The following is a 15,687-nucleotide window of genomic DNA, read 5'->3' as shown; positions in this document are numbered from 1 at the left end:
TGGCGACGCGAGCCATGCCTAAAAACGACAAGTACACCCCCTCTCATCTGCCGCAAGAGCAAGCGCTGGACTGGTTTTCCAGAGAGCAGCTCGGTGAGCTGACGCTGCAGGAGCAGCGTGAGCGGGATGCGTGGTTGGCGCAGGATCCGGCCAATGAGCGGGAGTACCGTTCCTTGCAGCAGGTCTGGCAGGTGGCGGACCATCTGCCCATGGACGAGATGCGGGAGATCATGAATCGTCCGGCGCAAGAGGAGCCCAACTTCGCGCGTCGACGCTGGGTGTTGGGTACAGGGGCGACGTTTGCCACGGTGGCTGCCGGGGCCTGGTTCAGTCGTTCGATGTGGGCCGAGACACCTGTGTTTACCCAGCGCGTGCTGACGGCACGCGGTGAGCGTAAGCAACTTGAATTGCCGGACGGTTCGCGTCTGGATTTGAATACGGACACGGAAGTGAACATCTCGTTTTATGCGTCGCGCCGTAGCGTGGAGTTGCTGCGGGGCGAGGCCTTGTTTGCGGTGCAGTCCGACAAGAATCGACCCTTCTCCGTAGACGCGGGCCAGGCGCAGGTGCTGGTTACCGGCACGCAGTTCAATGTGCGTCGAGAGGTTGAAGGTGTCACCGTGGCGGTGCGTGAAGGTTCGGTGCAGCTTTCTACGGGTCCGTGGTGGCGTAGGGATCGGGTGATGCTATCGGCCGGGCAGGTATCCGGCGCGGTAAACAACAAGGTGACGCCTTTGGGGCAGGAGCGTGTGGAAGCGATTATGGCCTGGCAAGAGGGGCGCATCGTGTTCCGTGATGTGCCTTTGACGACGGTGGCACAGGAGCTGAGCCGCTATCTGGATCACCCTTTGCGGGTGGCAGACTCACAGATCGCCAAGCTGCGCATTTCGGGCACTTTGAGTATTGAGGAGCCAGCAGCGGCGCTGGACATCCTGCCGGACATTGCGCCAGTCCTGGTGACGCGACAGGCGGATGGCAGCGCTTTGCTGATGGCGCGTTAAGGTTTCGGCTCGTTTTACGCTTGACTGCAAGCAGCAAGCAGCAAGCAACGAACCGTGAAGTGCGGACGGTGAATAGCGACTCGAAGTCGAACCATGTTGTGCTGTCGAGTCCCGTCGCCAAGCAAGTCATGCATCACTGACGATACATTTTGTATCAAAAAGAGCAGTGAGAATCATTCCGGAAAATTTTTCGCTACGGCGTCTTACTTATGGGGACCTGCTTTCCAGACCGGAAGCAGACTGGCCCATAGCCTTGGCCAAGGGCGTCTGCGCACCGTGCGCGTACTTATTTTTTGGAACTCTGTTCATGCTGGACACGCAAGCTATACTCTCCGCCGCCGCGCGTCGGGGTACGACATCACTTGGTCTTAACGCCCTCGCATTTTCTCTTTTTCTGGCCCTTGGTCTGCACGCGCCCCACGCTTGGGCGCAGGAAACGCCGGTGGCGATCAGCATTGCCGCGCAACCCTTGGAGGCCGCGCTGGAAAAACTGGGAGCACAGGCCGGCTTGCAGATTTTCTATCTGCCTGAGGCGGTTAAGGGGATGACGGCTCCCTCTGTGTCCGGCAGTTTGACGGCGGATCAAGCCTTAAGCCGCTTGCTGGCAGGTACGGGCCTGGAGTTCCGACGTAAGGGCAAGAACGTATCCCTGACCCGCCCGGTTCAAGGCGAGGCGACTCAGCTGGCTCCGGTTCGTGTGGTGGGGCGTGATCTATCTACTGAAGGCTCGGGCTCCTATGCCGTGCAGGCGACTACGGCAGCAACAGGTTTGCGTCTGTCACCACGTGAGACCCCGCAGTCCGTCAGTGTGATCACACGCCAGCAGATGGAAGACATGAATCTGACCACACTGGGTGAGAGCTTCAAGTCCGTGACGGGGATTGCGACTTCCATGTCGGATATTGATCGTACCGACATCCATTCGCGTGGTTTCTATGTCGACACTTACCAATACGATGGGGTGTCCATTGCCACGCAGAATGATTTTTTCGGGACGTCCAACTTTGATCCCATTCTGTACGACCGCATCGAGATTGTGCGTGGTGCGACTGGTTTGATGACGGGGGCGGGTAATCCAGGCGCCTCGGTGAATATCGTGCGCAAACGCGCGACCAGTGATGTGTTTACCGGCACCGCTTCTGTTGGCATAGGGTCCTGGGACCAGCATCGAGGCACGATTGATCTGTCCACGCCCTTGAACAAGGACGGTACAGTGCGTGCCCGCGTGGCAGGGATGATGGAGGAGCGCGACTCGTATATCGACCGCTATCACACGCGCAATCGTGCCTGGTTGGCAACCGCGGAAGCGGATCTGACGGCCGACACCACTGTGCGGGTTGGGGTGGAGCATCAGGCCAAGCGTCCGACAGGGGTGACCTGGGGCGGTCTGCCTACCTTGGATAACAAGGGCGGGGATCTGGATTGGCGTCGCTCGTTCAGTGTTGGAGCAGATTGGACACGCTGGGATACGACCAGCAATACCTTCTACGCGGGTATCGACCATCGCTTTTCCAATGGCTGGTCCTTGAAAGCCAATGTCAGCCGTCTGGAAAGCGAGTACGACTCCAAGCTGGTGTATTTGATGGGCCACCCTGATCCTGTCACCGGCCTGGGCATGACTTCCTTGCTGAATAACTCGCATCAGGAGTTCGATCAGAACAGCGCGTCGCTGGAACTGAGCGGGCCATTTGAGGCCTTTGGGCAGGAGCACGAGGCATTTGTGGGGGTAATGGGCAGCAAGTCCAACTACCGCTACGGCAATCATGCTCCACAAGGCAATACGCCAGTAGGCAATGTCTTTGAATGGGACGGCTCCTATCCCGAGCCGGTATGGGGAAATTTCCAGCTGCTGGGCGAGCAGGAAACGCGCCAGAATGCGGTCTATGGTGCTCTGCGCTTGTCCTTGAGCGATTCCCTGAAGCTGATTGTGGGTGGCCGACAAACCAACTGGAAGCGCGAGTCCGGCGATGACACCATGAACCATCACGTGTTCACGCCTTACGCTGGTCTGCTGTACGACTTCACCGAGAACTTCACGGCCTATCTCAGCTACACCGATATCTTCCAGCCACAGACCTATCGTGACGCCAGTGGTGGCTATCTGGACCCGGTACAAGGCAAGAGCTACGAGCTGGGCCTGAAGTCCGAACACTTTGACGGCAAGCTCAACACTTCGCTGGCACTGTTTCGCATCGAGCAAGACAATGTGGCTGAAAAAGATGGCGACAGGACTGTACCCGGTTCTAGCGATTTTGCTTATCGCGGGGCCAAGGGCGTGACCAGCGAGGGCTTCGAGCTGCAGGCATCAGGTGAAATCCAGCCAGGCTGGCAGGTGTCCGCAGGTTTTTCCCGTAATCTGGTGCGTAATGCCGAAGGTGGTCCCTTCAAAACCTCTGAACCGCAGAATCTGGCTAATCTGCAGACCTCCTATCTTGTGCCGGGCACTGAAGGCAAGCTGACGGTAGGTGGCGGTGTGCAATGGCGCAGTCATGTTTATGTGGATAGAACCGTGGCGCCAAACCTTAGCGCCCGACGCGAGCAAGGCTCCGTGTTGCTGGCCAACGTGATGGCGCATTACCGTTTCTCGCCCAGCTTGTCGGCGCAGTTGAACGTGAACAATCTGTTCGACAAGAAGTATGTGGATCTGACGGAAGATTCCCAAGGCTTTTATGGCGCACCCCAGAAAATCATGCTGATGATGAAATACCAGTTCTAAAACAAAAGCCCTGCTTGGGTGCCAGGGCTTGATATTGGTATCGGTGTTGCGAAGCAGGGGCCTGCGGGATCAGGCCTCTTCGTCCACCTCTTCTACGGACAGCAGTTCCTGATGGTCGAAGTACAGGTTGGAGCTGATGACGGGGGAGGCCGCATCGGCCTGTGCGCTTAGTTCCAGACAATCGCCGGACAGGTACAGGTCAGTCAGCAGGGCGGGCTTGCCGTTCATCCAGATTTTTCCGCTGACATCCTGATAACGCTGCTTGAGCTGCAAGCGGTAGTCTGTTCCGTCCAGACCTTCCCACTCCCATTCGCCTGCCACCTGCGCCGGCACAATCCATTTGTAGATTTTGATGCCGCCCACATGCAGGATCTCGTCGGCTTCCCAATCGCCCATATCAAAGGCGTGCGACACAATGCGCGCACCGGGTCGCAGCTCCTGCAACAGGCGCGGGCGCAGGATGGCATTGATGGTGTCCATCAAGTACAAGGTCACGATAGTGGCCTGGCTGAAGTCTGCGGTAAACAGATCTTCTTCCACAAAGTCCACCAGATACTCCACGCCTGCATGGCCCGCTTGCTCCATGGCGTCGGCAACGCGCAGCGGGTCCAGCTCTACGCCTATGCTGGTGCAGCGGTATTTTTTGGCGGCGGCGATGACAATGCGTCCATCGCCACAACCCAGGTCATACAGGATGTCCTTGCGCCCGGTCTGGGCCAACTGCAGCATGGTGTCGATGACGCGGTCGTCACTGGGGACGAAGGGTACATCCAGAAAGATGTCAGGTTCCACGATGGAATGGTCGTTGAGGTCGTTAATCAGGTCTTTGAACAATAGCGGTCCTTATCAGCGGTATTAAGCGGAAATTTGTTTAAATTCTGCTATCTGTAGTTTAAACCACAGCAAAATAAGCCAAAATTCGCTTTTTGTGTGGATATGGACGATCATCAGTCTATGTCAGACTTATATGGCTCGACCTCATCCACGCCCGCCAAGTTAAAAACCCGTCTCCAGCATATACGAATCTCGCCCACAGAATCGTTACGTATTCGTTCCTTGGCCGATCACATGCAATATGCCGACCCGTTGGGACACGCCCAGTCTCTGGGTATAGGCCCGGCTGTCTGGCCTTTGTTTGGTCTTGTGTGGCCATCCAGCATTCAACTGGCGCGCAAACTGAAAAACCGCCCCATTCGGGCGGATGAAAGCATTCTGGAGTTGGGCTGTGGCTTGGGCCTGACCAGTCTGGTGATGCATAAACGGGGTGCGCAAATTCATGCCAGCGATTGTCACCCCATGGTGCCGCATTTTCTGAAGCTGAATCAGGCTTTGAATGGCTTGTCTGATCTGCCCTATGTTCATGCGCAGTGGGGGGAGGAGTCCTGCCCTGATTTGCTGGCGTCCCTGGGCCTGAAACCTGCCCGTCAGCGTTACGACCTGATCGTGGGCAGTGACTTGCTGTATGAAGGTAATACGCCTGCCCAATTGGCCCAGTTGGTAGACCAGCGAGCGAAGAAGCAGGCCGAGGTCTGGGTGGTAGACCCGGATCGGGGGCATCGCAATAAATTTACCCAGGAAATGTCGCGCTACGGTTTTGAACTGGTGCGACAGGTTTGCTTGCGTGACCGCCCCATCTTGCTGCCCGAAGGCAAGGAGTTGTCTTACAAGGGGCGCTGTTTGCAGTATCAGCGCAGCTAGACAACAAAAATCACCTCAGGTTTTTTACCTTGGGGGCAGGAGCGAGAAAGCGATAGCAACCGCCCTGCACAAATCGGCTTCGTGGCTGATGTATGCAGGGCTTTTTATATGCAAGCAGATTTGTTGACGGCGGGTTGCTTTCTTAGGGATTGGGCGGCGCAAAAGGCGAGGGCGCTGAAGGCCGTGGCGGGCGTTGCGGATAAGCCGAAGTCCCGAAGTTGGAGCCCATGCGATTGCTGGTCGTTGCCGGATTGACCAAACCCATCGCATTCGGGCCTTTCTGAATGATAGTTTCAGACCCCATCCCGGGCGTCCCGGGTGCTTTCGCCTTGGGTTGCATTTGCTGGCTCAAGCAATCGTAGGACAGGGCCGCTTGTCCATCTACCACCACACTGACACAGCCGGGAGGCGTACCGGACGGGGGCGTTTTTGCGCCTTCAGCTTGTGCAGTTTCCTGGGCCATGCTGCTTGCCTGGGCCAAAAACAATAAGAAGAAAAGAATGGGGCGCATAGGGCAGTGCCATTAAGAAGACATCACACCACTGTGGTGCTTGGGTTCTCCACACCCTAGCGCAAGCCTTTCCTTTTCTGTGTGAGGTTTTCATGACAAAGGCGGCGTATTTTGCCGCTGGCAGGCCCTCACGCAAACCCTGCCCTTGGGGGGCGAATCCGCCTGTTTTGCCCCTGCCTTCCAGAAAGAAATATGAAGTTTTTGTTACAAACGAAAGTTTTTGATTTCTGCTGCGTCTAGATGTCAACGAGTCGCGCGGCGTGCCTTCCCAGCAGGGATACACAAGCACACCGCTCATCAGATTGAGGATCGTAAGCATCGTGATGCCAGCAGAAACTACAGGGCGCAAGGTCCGTTTGTCCGGGTGGAGAGGCCACCCTCTTTGTGCTGCGCCAGTCATGGCGCTGGCCTTGTTGCTGCCTCATATCGCCTCCGCGCAGGCTCAGGGCAAGGTCAATATCAATGAATACATTGTGCGTGGCAATACCGTGCTGGATGCCCGCAGCATTGAAAAAGCGGTCTACCCCTTTCTGGGCCCCGAGCGCAGCTTGAGCGATATTGAAAAAGCGCGCGACGCCTTGCAGGAAGTCTATAACGCTCAGGGCTATCAGTCCGTGTACGTGGACCTGCCCGAGCAGGCCGTAGCCGATGGTGTGGTGTTTTTTCAGGTAACGGAAACCAAGGTAGGCCGCGTACGCGTGGTCGGTGCCGAACACTATTCGCCGCTGGCCATTCGTGATGGCGTACCGTCCTTGCAAGAAGGGCAGGTGCCCGACTTCAGCAAGGCGCAGACCGAACTGGCCGAGCTCAATCGCGGTGCCAGCCGTCAGGTCATGCCTATGGTGAAAGAAGGGCGCGTGCCCGGCACCATGGATGTGGATCTGCGCGTTGACGATAAAAGCCCCTGGAGTGCCAGCGTGGGCTTGAATAACGATTACAGCGCCGACACCAGCAAGCTGCGCGGCATGGTCACCCTTGGCCACGACAATCTTTGGCAAAGCGGCCATACCTTCTCCCTGACCTACTTCACGGCTCCGCGTGACATGCAGGATGCCAAGGTCTGGTCGGCCGCCTACACCATGCCCCTGTCGCCACGCTGGAGCCTGGCGTTCTCCGGCTACAAATCCGATAGCGATGTCTCTACCGTGGGCGGCACCAATGTGCTGGGTAAAGGTCAGTCCTACGGCATTCATGCCACCTACACCTTCCCGCAGTCCGGTACGTGGTACCACACCGCTTCGATCGGTATGGACTACAAGGATTTTGAAGAACAAACCCGCTTTGGCGAGACAAGCGACCGTGTACCGCTGACGTATCTGCCGTTCACGCTGGCCTATAACGGCTACCGCTACACCGAAGATTCGCAAACCAGTGTCGGCCTGACCTTGACCGGTGCCAGTCGTAGCCTGTTTGGCCTGAACAGCGAGTGGGAGGAGTTCGACTACAAGCGCTGGATGGCCAGCCCCAGTTTCATGGTGTTCAAGGGCGATCTGAACCACACCGAAACCTTTGCCAAGGACTGGCAGGCCTATGGCCGCGTGGGCTTTCAGATTGGTTCGGGCGCTCTGGTTTCCAACGAACAGTTTTCGGCCGGTGGCGCGACCAGCGTGCGTGGTTATCTGGCCGCCGAGCGCAGTGCGGACGATGGCTGGATGGCCAGTGTCGAGCTGCGCACCCCCTCATTGGCTCGCTGGATTGGCCCCTCGGTGAACGAGTGGCGCTTCTACGCCTTTAGTGATGTTGCGCGTTTGCGTTTGCGCGATCCCTTGCCCGAACAGGAGTCCAGTTTTCATCTGGCCAGTGTGGGCATAGGCACGCGTCTGCAAATGTTTGACTGGCTGTCTCTGCACGCCGACTGGGCGTATCCCCTGACGCAAGGCGTCAACACCGAACGACACGATCCGCGTGTGCACTTCAGCCTGCGCGCCTCCTTCTGACCCCTTTAGCCAGAACAATCTGCCTGATTTTGTTCCCGGAGTAATTCGATCATGAAACGCCTTCTTCTCTTGATGCTCGCCATGATGGTGGGCTGGCTACACCCCGCAACGCCGTGTTTATGACTTGTTTGGCAACGTGGCGCTGTCGCCATCCACACCGAATACCGGCGCGCGTATTGCCACGCTGAATCCTGTTCCTGAAGTTCCACCAGGCTATATCGATTTGATTGCGCCGCTGGGAACTGTGGATGCGGGTGAAGCCGGGATTCGCGTGTCGGGCGACATTAATATCGCCGCCTTGCGTGTGGTCAATGCCGACAATATTCAGGTACAGGGCGAGTCCAAAGGTATTCCGGTCATGGCGACGGTCAACACCGGAGCGCTGACCAACGCCAGCGCAACGGCATCCTCGGCCGCTTCGGCGGCGCAGGATACCGTGAACCGCACTCGTGCTCAGGCTCGTCAGAATCTGCCTTCGGTCATTACCGTTCAGATTCTGGGATTTGGGGATGCAGGGCAGTCAGGGGGCGGGGCCACATCGTCAGGAGCAGGCCCAGCGACTTCCAGGATAGATGCCTCTGCGTATCGCCAAGACAGTACGGTGCAGGTCCTGGGACTGGGCGCCAATCCGCAATCCGCTCTGGATCGATTGACGCCCGAGGAGCGGCGGCGGATGACACTGTAGCCTGAGCCTGGGAGATCTGATCATGTTGTCGACATGCCTGCCCTTGCCGACCCGCAAGTGGAACGAGGACTGCGTGACGCCGCAGTATTCACTGTGCTTGTACTTGAAGGTGCACTACGAAGAACTGCTGCGGCAGTTGACCATCCGTCTGCGCTGTCGTGACCGCGCAGCGGATGCCCTGCACGATACCTGGCTGCGTCTGCATGGCAGCCGGGAGATCGGGCCGGTAGCCAATCCGCGCCTGTATCTGCTGCGTATGGCCAGTAACCTGGCGATTGATGAATGGCGTGCCGAATCAGGCAGGGGCACACTGGTGTCTTTAGACGAACTGGAGGAGCACCAGCAGGTGTCCCCTATGCCGGGGCCAGAGTCCAGCCTGATCGGCCGGTCCCTGCTGTCAGTCCTGATCTACGCGATTGAACTGCTGCCCCGCCAACGCCGCGCCATCTTTCTGGCGGCCCGCCTGGAAGAGCAAAGCCTGAGCGTGGTGGCCGAACGCTTCGGCGTCACGACCAGCAAGGCACGCAATGAACTGCGCCGGGCAGAGGCACATTGCGAACAGGCGCTGTTGGGGAATTGGGCGGAATTGCGGCAGGGGCGCAATACTTGTGTGAAGCCACCACCGACCATGAGCGCCGGATTTGGCTGGATGGCGGAGCCGGTGGGGTTTTGAGGGAGGCCCCTTGTTCAGGGCCTCTTTTGATGAATATCGATATCCTCGATATTTTTGATTTATCGGTATTGTCGATATGAGGGGGCAGTGGATTGCCTTCCCGTGCCTGCGAATACGGTTTTGTGCTTTGTTGGCAGGTTTTGGCAGACAGAAAAACAAAAAGCCCAGTCGTTTGACTGGGCTTTTTGTTTGAATTCTTGGTGGCCTGGGGCGGAATCGAACCACCGACACAAGGATTTTCAATCCTCTGCTCTACCGACTGAGCTACCAGGCCAACGTGTACTGCTCGGTAAAAATAGAACTATACCACGTTTTTTAATTTGTGCGCATAGTACAACAAAAAATTTATGCATCTTTTCGACTTCAAATTTGCCGTACCCCTAGGGAGAGGCCCTTTTCAGCGAAAAGAGGGCTGCATAAAGGAGTGCAATTGTAATCACAAAAAGGCAATTCAAGTAACATTTTTGGCAAAACTCCTGCTTGCGGCGTAAAATCACTTAAATTTCATGCGTTTTGCGTCTGCGAAATTGCCTGTCTTGGTCTTTTCAGGGCTATAGCCTGTACTGCTCATGTCTGTAGATGTTCTAACCTTTGGTCTGAATCATGTGTCCGCGCCGGTTGCCGTGCGCGAGCGCGTTGCGTTTCCGATCGATGTGTTAAAGCCTGCGCTTGATACCTTGCGTGCCACTTTTGGTACCGGTGTACGTGAAGCAGCCATCCTGTCTACCTGTAACCGTACCGAGATCTACTGTGCGGCCGAGCCCCATGTGGCCGAACGTCTGCCCGAATGGATGGCAGACTTCAACAGCCTGCGCTCTGCCGAGCTGACCCCACATTTGTATCGCTACAACCAGAACGAGGCCGTGCGCCATGCGTTCCGAGTTGCCAGCGGTCTGGACTCCATGGTCTTGGGCGAGCCCCAGATTCTGGGTCAGATGAAAGATGCCGTGCGTGCCGCCAACGAGGCCGGCTCGCTGGGCACTTTGCTGCATCAATTGTTCCAGCGCACCTTCTCGGTGGCCAAGGAAGTCCGTACGCAAACCGCTATTGGCGCCCATTCGGTGTCCATGGCGGCGGCGGCTGTCCGTTTGGCCGAGCGTGTGTTTGGTGACCTTAGCCAGGCCAAAGTGCTGTTTATTGGTGCTGGCGAAATGATCGAGCTGTGCGCCACGCACTTTGCCGCGGTGAACCCCTGTAGCATCGTGGTTGCCAATCGTACTCAGGAGCGCGCAGAAAGCCTGGCGTCCCGCTTTATGGGCAGCACCATGAAGCTGGCGGATGTGCCCGAGCGTCTGGCAGATTTTGATGTGGTGGTGTCCTGTACGGCCAGCACTTTGCCCATTCTGGGTCTGGGCATGGTGGAACGAGCCGTGCGCTCGCGTCGTCACCGCCCTGTGGTCATGGTCGATCTGGCCGTGCCACGCGATATAGAAACTGAAGTAGGCCGGCTGGATGACGTGTACCTGTACACCGTCGACGATCTGGGCCACTTTGTACAACGGGGTGCCGATGCCCGTCAGGCTGCTGTGGTTCAGGCTGAAGCCATTATCGACACCCAGGTGCAGCACTATATGCACTGGCTTAGCACCCGTGCAATTGTGCCTGCCATTCTGGATGTGCAGCAGTCGGTCGAAAAGGTACGTCAGCACGAGCTGGAACGTGCCCGTCGCATGTTGGCCCGCGGTGATGATCCGGCAGAAGTCATTGAAATGCTGGCGCATGGCCTGACTCAAAAGTACATGCACGGTCCCATGGCCGAATTGACGCGCAGCGAAGGTGCAGAGCGCGAGCAGCTGCTGGATCTCTTGCCTCGCCTGTTGCCCTCGACCACCCGTCGACGTTAGCGTCTGGGCTGCTGTCTGTTCACCGACCTCCTGCGGTGCAGCCTGATTGCTTTGAACTGCGCCCAGACCCTCTGATTTTCCCTTTAGGCTGTTCCCTATGAAAGACTCTATGCGCAGTCGGCTTGAGCAATTGTCTCGCCGTCTGCATGAAGTTGATGCCATGCTTGCCGAGCCCGAAATTGCCGGCAATATGGATGAATTTCGCAAACTGTCGCGCGAGCGTGCCGAGCTGGACCCTGTCGTTACGGCTTTCAAGAGCTATGAAGCGGCCGAGGGCGATTTGCAGGCGGCCCAGGACATGATGTCCGACCCTGAATTGAAGGAAATGGGCGAGGAAGAATACAAGTTGGGCAAGGAACGTATCGCTCAACTGGAAGATGAACTGCAAATCCTGCTCCTGCCGCGGGATCCGGACGACACCCGTAACGTGTTCATTGAAATTCGCGCCGGTGCTGGTGGTGATGAAAGTGCCCTGTTCGCCGGGGATTTGTTGCGCATGTACATGCGCTATGCCGAAAACTGCGGCTGGCGTACGGAGATCATGTCTGCCAGCGATTCGGAAGTGGGTGGTTACAAGGAAGTGATCGTCCGAATTGAAGGCCAGGATGTGTACGGACGTCTGAAGTTCGAATCTGGTGCGCACCGTGTGCAGCGCGTGCCCGAAACCGAAGCCCAGGGCCGCATTCATACCTCTACGTGTACGGTAGCGGTCTTGCCTGAAGCTGAAGGCCTGGCTGAAATCACCATCAACCCCGCTGATTTGCGTGTGGACACCTTCCGCGCCAGTGGTGCCGGTGGTCAGCACGTGAACAAGACGGACTCGGCTGTGCGTTTGACCCACTTGCCTACGGGTCTGGTGGTGGAGTGTCAGGATGACCGTTCCCAACACCGCAACCGTGAAAAAGCCTTGCAGGTGCTGGCCGCGCGTTTGAAAGACAAGCAGCAGCGTGAGCAATCCGACAAAGAAGCCGCCGAGCGTAAAAGCCTGGTCGGTACGGGTGACCGCTCCGAACGCATCCGCACCTACAACTTCCCGCAAGGCCGCATGACGGATCACCGCATCAACCTGACCTTGTACAAGCTGGGTTACATCATGGATGGCGATCTGGACGAGCTGATCAAGGCCTTGCTGTCCGAGCATCAGGCCGGTTTGCTGGCTGATCTGGCGCAGGCGTGAGCATGAGCCTATCCGGTGAGCAGGCTGCGCCCCAAACGGCCACGCCTGCCTATTCTCCCCGTACCTTGCGAGCCTTGCAGCCGCTAAGCCCTTTGCCGCGCCTGGAGCGTGACATGCTGTGGATGCAGGTACTGGGCGTCGGTCGTTCCTGGCTGATTGCGCACGACACGGACGAGTTGCCGCTGGACAAGATCCAAGCCTATCAAGCCCTGGAGGCCCGCCGCGTAGCGGGTGAGCCCATGGCTTATATCGTGGGCGTACGTGAATTTATGGGCCATGAGTTTCTGGTGTCGCCCTCGGTGCTGATTCCGCGCCCCGATACGGAAACCCTGGTTGAACGTGCGCTGGAGCGCGTGCAGAACATTCCCTCTCCCCGCATTCTGGATATGGGCTGTGGCAGTGGCGCCATTGCGGTTTCACTGGCGCTGGCACGTCCTGATGCCCATGTGGTCGCCAGCGATATCAGCACGCTGGTATTGGCGCAGGCGGGCTTAAATGCTCAGCGTTTGTGTGGGAAAGTCGAGTTTTGCCTGGGGAGTTGGTACGATGCCGTGGCAGGCCAGGAACCTTTTGACCTGATCGTGTCCAACCCACCATACATTGCAGTGGATGACGAACATCTGGGCCAGGGCGATGTGCGCTTTGAGCCGCGTCAGGCGCTGACAGATGGTTCTGACGGCTTGACGGATTTGCGTACAATAGTTCAGGGAGCCGGGCCGTATCTACGTCCTGGTGCGAGTCTTCTCATGGAGCACGGCTGGGATCAGGCCGACCATGTGCAAAATATGCTGCGGCAGGCAGGGTTCAAACAGGTCATCAGTTACGAGGATCTGGCAGGAATCCGGCGGGTCACAGGTGGACAGTGTTAATTCTTTTCTTAAGAGAACATCATGAGTGAAGTTCAAGATTTCATCCGCGAAACCGTAACGGAAAACCCAGTTGTGCTGTTTATGAAGGGCACAGCTCAAGCTCCTCAGTGCGGTTTCTCCGCACGCACCGTGCAGATCCTGCGCGCTGTTGGCCTGAGCCAAGTGGTTGTGGTCAACGTGCTGGACGACGCCGAAGTGCGTCAGGGCATCAAGGACTTCTCCAACTGGCCCACCATCCCTCAGCTGTACATCAAGGGCGAATTCGTCGGCGGTTCGGACATCGTGTCCGAAATGTACGAAAACGGCGAACTGGAAACCATGCTGCGCGAGGCTGGGGCTCTGGAGTGAGCACCAAGCGACGCCTGGTCATAGGTATGACCGGGGCCACAGGTGCGGTCTACACCGTGCGTCTGCTGCAAGTGCTGCAGTCCTGTCCGGATGTGGAAACCCATTTGGTGATCTCGCCTTCCGGGGTGCTGAACATCAAATATGAGCTGGATATCGGCAGGCACGAGATCCAGGCTTTGGCCGATCAGGTGCACAGCTTCCGCGATGTGGGCGCAACCTTGGCCAGTGGCAGTTTTCCTACCGCCGGCATGGTGATTGTGCCCTGTTCGATGCGCACCCTGGCCGCTGTGGCGCATGGCTTGTCCGACAACCTGATTACCCGGGCGGCCGACGTTACCTTGAAGGAGCGTCGCCGTCTGGTGATGATGGTGCGTGAAACGCCATTCAATCTGGCGCATTTGCGTAATATGACGGCCGTGACGGAAATGGGCGGGATTATCTTCCCGCCTATGCCCGCGTTTTACCTGCGTCCCAACAGCATCGACGATATTGTCGATCATACGGTGATGCGGGTGCTGGAACTGTTTGATATTCAGGTGCCCGGTGAGCGCTGGGATGGTTCGCAAAAGCCGAACTAAGACCTGATAGCCATTCGGTGGGTGCAAAAAAGCCCCGATATACATCTCCAAAACCTGGGTCTTATTCCAGATGATGGTGATTTATATCGGGGCTTTTTATTGTCTGTCGCTGGTGTACTTGCTGACGACAAGCGCTACGCTAAGTTGCAGACCAATCGCTTTATTGGCCGGAGCGCCTTTTGCTCATGAACACAATCTGCTGTTCACCAGAAGCGGCAGGCTGAGCTGGCGTGAAGGCATCCTGACGCACGCCCGGAGTAGCTTCGTCGTGATCTTCCTCAAAGCCTGCGGCCAGCAAGCTCTCGGGCAGGTGATCATCAAAATAATCCTGATCAAAGCCTTTATCACCTTCCGGGTCCGCCTGTCCTGTCACCTTCAGATCTGCAAAGTTATGCAGCTTGGGGTCCATCAGGTGCGAAGGCACGACGCGGGTCAGGGCGCCAAACACGTTCCAGGAACGGTGCGGGAATTTCTTGTCCCAGTCCGCAATCATGCGGTTGATTTCCTGGCGCTTCAGGTTTTCCTGCGAGCCGCACAGGTTACAGGGGATGATGGGGAATTCTTTCAGCTTGGCGTAGGCGATCAGGTCCTTCTCGGGCACGTAGGCCAGAGGGCGGATCACAATATGTTCGCCGTTATCCGACATCAGCTTGGGCGGCATGCCTTTCATGCGGCCACCGTAAAACAGATTCAGGAAGAAGGTCGCCAGAATGTCGTCACGGTGGTGGCCCAGGGCGATCTTGGTGGCACCCAGCTCCTTGGCGACACGGTACAGGATCCCGCGACGCAGGCGCGAGCACAGAGAGCACATGGTCTTGCCTTCGGCAATCACGCGCGTCACTACCGAGTACGTGTCCTGAGTTTCGATGTGATAGGGCACGCCCAGCTTTTCCAGATACTCGGGCAGGATGTGGTCAGGGAAACCGGGCTGCTTTTGGTCCAGGTTCACGGCCACAATGTCGAACTTGATTGGCGCGCGCTTTTGCAAGGTCATCAGCACGTCCAGCAGGCCGTAGGAATCCTTGCCGCCGGACAGGCAGACCATGATCTTGTCGCCTTCCTCGATCATGTTGAAGTCCCCGATAGCGCGGCCCACTTCACGCATGATGCGTTTGCTCAGCTTGTTGTCGTTGACGCGCTGCTTGCGTTCAGCCTTGCTGGCAAACACGGGAGTATCGGTTTCGGAGGTGGGTAGAGTGCTGGTGTCTTGGGACATAAGGAAAAGCGGATAGAAGTGTCATCGTGGCCCCGGCAGGAAGCGGGGCGGGGCTTTAGCGGCTGCGTTCGATCTCGATGCCGACGGCATCACAGTCGGCAAAGGCCTCGGGTTTGCTGGCCCGGATTTTAACGCGTTCCACGGTCGGGAAATCATTCTGGATGCGATCAGCCAGGCGTTCCACCAGCGTTTCCAGCAGATTGGTGTGCTCGATGGTGCTGGCTTCAATCAGCGCCTCGCGCAGCTGACGGTAGTCCAGCACGGTCCCGATGTCCTCGTCCTGAACATCCTGCGTAATGGTGGTGTCGAATTCGGCATCAATATGCAGGGGCTGGCGGTGAACCAGCTCGTGGTCCAGCATACCGATAGAGGCTTGCACCACCAGATTGTTGATAAATATACGGCGTGTCGTCATGGCAAAAACAAAGTAGCAG

The 15,687-nt window shown here is 57.3% G+C and carries 15 protein-coding genes and 1 tRNA gene; 11 read left to right on the top strand and 5 right to left on the bottom strand.

Annotated features, from left to right (window positions below):
• Positions 1-14: 14 nt before the first annotated feature.
• Both CPY64_RS15575 and CPY64_RS15570 read left to right on the top strand, forming a co-directional pair.
• On the top strand, positions 15-1,001 hold the full coding sequence (locus CPY64_RS15575) for a FecR family protein (RefSeq protein WP_042485979.1): 987 nt from the start codon (positions 15-17) through the stop codon (positions 999-1,001).
• Between the two features lie 442 nt (positions 1,002-1,443).
• Positions 1,444-3,717 (top strand): TonB-dependent siderophore receptor, encoded by a 2,274-nt coding sequence (locus CPY64_RS15570; RefSeq protein WP_052362960.1) that lies wholly within the window; start codon positions 1,444-1,446, stop codon positions 3,715-3,717.
• Positions 3,718-3,786: 69 nt separating this feature from the next.
• On the opposite strand, the gene CPY64_RS15565 is transcribed toward CPY64_RS15570, so the two are convergent.
• Positions 3,787-4,551, bottom strand: coding sequence for a class I SAM-dependent methyltransferase (locus tag CPY64_RS15565; RefSeq protein ID WP_042485985.1), 765 nt, complete (start codon positions 4,549-4,551; stop codon positions 3,787-3,789).
• A 120-nt stretch (positions 4,552-4,671) separates the two neighbouring features.
• Between CPY64_RS15565 and CPY64_RS15560 the strand changes: the two genes are divergently transcribed.
• Entirely contained in the window at positions 4,672-5,415 is a 744-nt protein-coding gene (locus CPY64_RS15560) for a class I SAM-dependent methyltransferase (protein ID WP_042486151.1), read from the top strand.
• 142 nt (positions 5,416-5,557) lie between these two features.
• Here the strand turns inward: CPY64_RS15560 and CPY64_RS15555 are convergent, their stop codons facing one another.
• The gene (locus tag CPY64_RS15555; RefSeq protein ID WP_042486155.1) at positions 5,558-5,878 is read right to left on the bottom strand and encodes a hypothetical protein; all 321 of its coding nucleotides are present in this window, start codon (positions 5,876-5,878) and stop codon (positions 5,558-5,560) included.
• Between the two features lie 446 nt (positions 5,879-6,324).
• On the opposite strand from CPY64_RS15555, the gene CPY64_RS15550 reads away from it, so the two are divergent.
• The 3 genes from CPY64_RS15550 (at position 6,325) to CPY64_RS15540 (ending at position 9,221) form a co-directional block, all read left to right on the top strand.
• Complete coding sequence (locus CPY64_RS15550) at positions 6,325-7,863, top strand: ShlB/FhaC/HecB family hemolysin secretion/activation protein (protein ID WP_042485990.1); 1,539 nt, start codon at positions 6,325-6,327, stop codon at positions 7,861-7,863.
• A gap of 124 nt (positions 7,864-7,987) precedes the next feature.
• Positions 7,988-8,548 (top strand): filamentous haemagglutinin family protein, encoded by a 561-nt coding sequence (locus CPY64_RS15545; RefSeq protein ID WP_042485994.1) that lies wholly within the window; start codon positions 7,988-7,990, stop codon positions 8,546-8,548.
• A gap of 22 nt (positions 8,549-8,570) precedes the next feature.
• Positions 8,571-9,221 (top strand): RNA polymerase sigma factor, encoded by a 651-nt coding sequence (locus CPY64_RS15540; RefSeq protein ID WP_052362962.1) that lies wholly within the window; start codon positions 8,571-8,573, stop codon positions 9,219-9,221.
• Positions 9,222-9,419: 198 nt separating this feature from the next.
• On the opposite strand, the gene CPY64_RS15535 is transcribed toward CPY64_RS15540, so the two are convergent.
• Positions 9,420-9,495 (bottom strand) — tRNA-Phe (locus tag CPY64_RS15535).
• Positions 9,496-9,790: 295 nt separating this feature from the next.
• Between CPY64_RS15535 and hemA the strand changes: the two genes are divergently transcribed.
• From hemA to CPY64_RS15510, 5 genes are all read left to right on the top strand, one after another.
• Positions 9,791-11,065: a glutamyl-tRNA reductase gene (gene hemA / locus CPY64_RS15530; RefSeq protein WP_042485997.1), complete on the top strand. Its 1,275-nt coding sequence runs from the start codon at positions 9,791-9,793 to the stop codon at positions 11,063-11,065.
• 97 nt (positions 11,066-11,162) lie between these two features.
• Positions 11,163-12,242 carry a peptide chain release factor 1 gene (prfA, locus tag CPY64_RS15525; protein WP_042486000.1) on the top strand — a complete coding sequence of 360 codons (1,080 nt, stop codon included), beginning with the start codon at positions 11,163-11,165 and terminating at the stop codon, positions 12,240-12,242.
• Between the two features lie 2 nt (positions 12,243-12,244).
• The gene (gene prmC, locus CPY64_RS15520; RefSeq protein WP_042486004.1) at positions 12,245-13,111 is read left to right on the top strand and encodes a peptide chain release factor N(5)-glutamine methyltransferase; all 867 of its coding nucleotides are present in this window, start codon (positions 12,245-12,247) and stop codon (positions 13,109-13,111) included.
• Between the two features lie 21 nt (positions 13,112-13,132).
• Entirely contained in the window at positions 13,133-13,459 is a 327-nt protein-coding gene (grxD, locus tag CPY64_RS15515) for a Grx4 family monothiol glutaredoxin (protein ID WP_003804985.1), read from the top strand.
• Positions 13,456-14,037 (top strand): UbiX family flavin prenyltransferase, encoded by a 582-nt coding sequence (locus tag CPY64_RS15510; RefSeq protein WP_080723783.1) that lies wholly within the window; start codon positions 13,456-13,458, stop codon positions 14,035-14,037. The genes grxD and CPY64_RS15510 overlap by 4 nt, the downstream gene beginning before the upstream one ends.
• Positions 14,038-14,197: 160 nt before the next feature.
• On the opposite strand, the gene ttcA is transcribed toward CPY64_RS15510, so the two are convergent.
• Both ttcA and folB read right to left on the bottom strand, forming a co-directional pair.
• Positions 14,198-15,253 carry a tRNA 2-thiocytidine(32) synthetase TtcA gene (gene ttcA, locus CPY64_RS15505; protein ID WP_042486008.1) on the bottom strand — a complete coding sequence of 352 codons (1,056 nt, stop codon included), beginning with the start codon at positions 15,251-15,253 and terminating at the stop codon, positions 14,198-14,200.
• 55 nt (positions 15,254-15,308) lie between these two features.
• Positions 15,309-15,668 (bottom strand): dihydroneopterin aldolase, encoded by a 360-nt coding sequence (gene folB, locus CPY64_RS15500; protein WP_042486010.1) that lies wholly within the window; start codon positions 15,666-15,668, stop codon positions 15,309-15,311.
• Positions 15,669-15,687 lie beyond the last annotated feature (19 nt).

Origin of the sequence: Alcaligenes faecalis, from assembly GCF_002443155.1 — a bacterium.
In the GTDB taxonomy this organism is placed as follows: domain Bacteria; phylum Pseudomonadota; class Gammaproteobacteria; order Burkholderiales; family Burkholderiaceae_B; genus Alcaligenes; species Alcaligenes faecalis.
The sequence above is the reverse complement of the archived record's forward strand: the minus strand, read 5'-3'. Positions and strand labels throughout refer to the sequence as shown.

Coding starts and splice junctions, on each gene's coding strand:
- hemA (WP_042485997.1), top strand. CDS start 9,791: ATGTCTGTAGATGTTCTAACCTTTGGTCTGAATCATGTGTCCGCGCCG.
- CPY64_RS15555 (WP_042486155.1), bottom strand. CDS start 5,878: ATGGCCCAGGAAACTGCACAAGCTGAAGGCGCAAAAACGCCCCCGTCC.
- CPY64_RS15550 (WP_042485990.1), top strand. CDS start 6,325: ATGGCGCTGGCCTTGTTGCTGCCTCATATCGCCTCCGCGCAGGCTCAG.
- CPY64_RS15540 (WP_052362962.1), top strand. CDS start 8,571: ATGTTGTCGACATGCCTGCCCTTGCCGACCCGCAAGTGGAACGAGGAC.
- prmC (WP_042486004.1), top strand. CDS start 12,245: ATGAGCCTATCCGGTGAGCAGGCTGCGCCCCAAACGGCCACGCCTGCC.
- prfA (WP_042486000.1), top strand. CDS start 11,163: ATGAAAGACTCTATGCGCAGTCGGCTTGAGCAATTGTCTCGCCGTCTG.
- grxD (WP_003804985.1), top strand. CDS start 13,133: ATGAGTGAAGTTCAAGATTTCATCCGCGAAACCGTAACGGAAAACCCA.
- CPY64_RS15560 (WP_042486151.1), top strand. CDS start 4,672: ATGTCAGACTTATATGGCTCGACCTCATCCACGCCCGCCAAGTTAAAA.
- folB (WP_042486010.1), bottom strand. CDS start 15,668: ATGACGACACGCCGTATATTTATCAACAATCTGGTGGTGCAAGCCTCT.
- CPY64_RS15575 (WP_042485979.1), top strand. CDS start 15: ATGCCTAAAAACGACAAGTACACCCCCTCTCATCTGCCGCAAGAGCAA.
- ttcA (WP_042486008.1), bottom strand. CDS start 15,253: ATGTCCCAAGACACCAGCACTCTACCCACCTCCGAAACCGATACTCCC.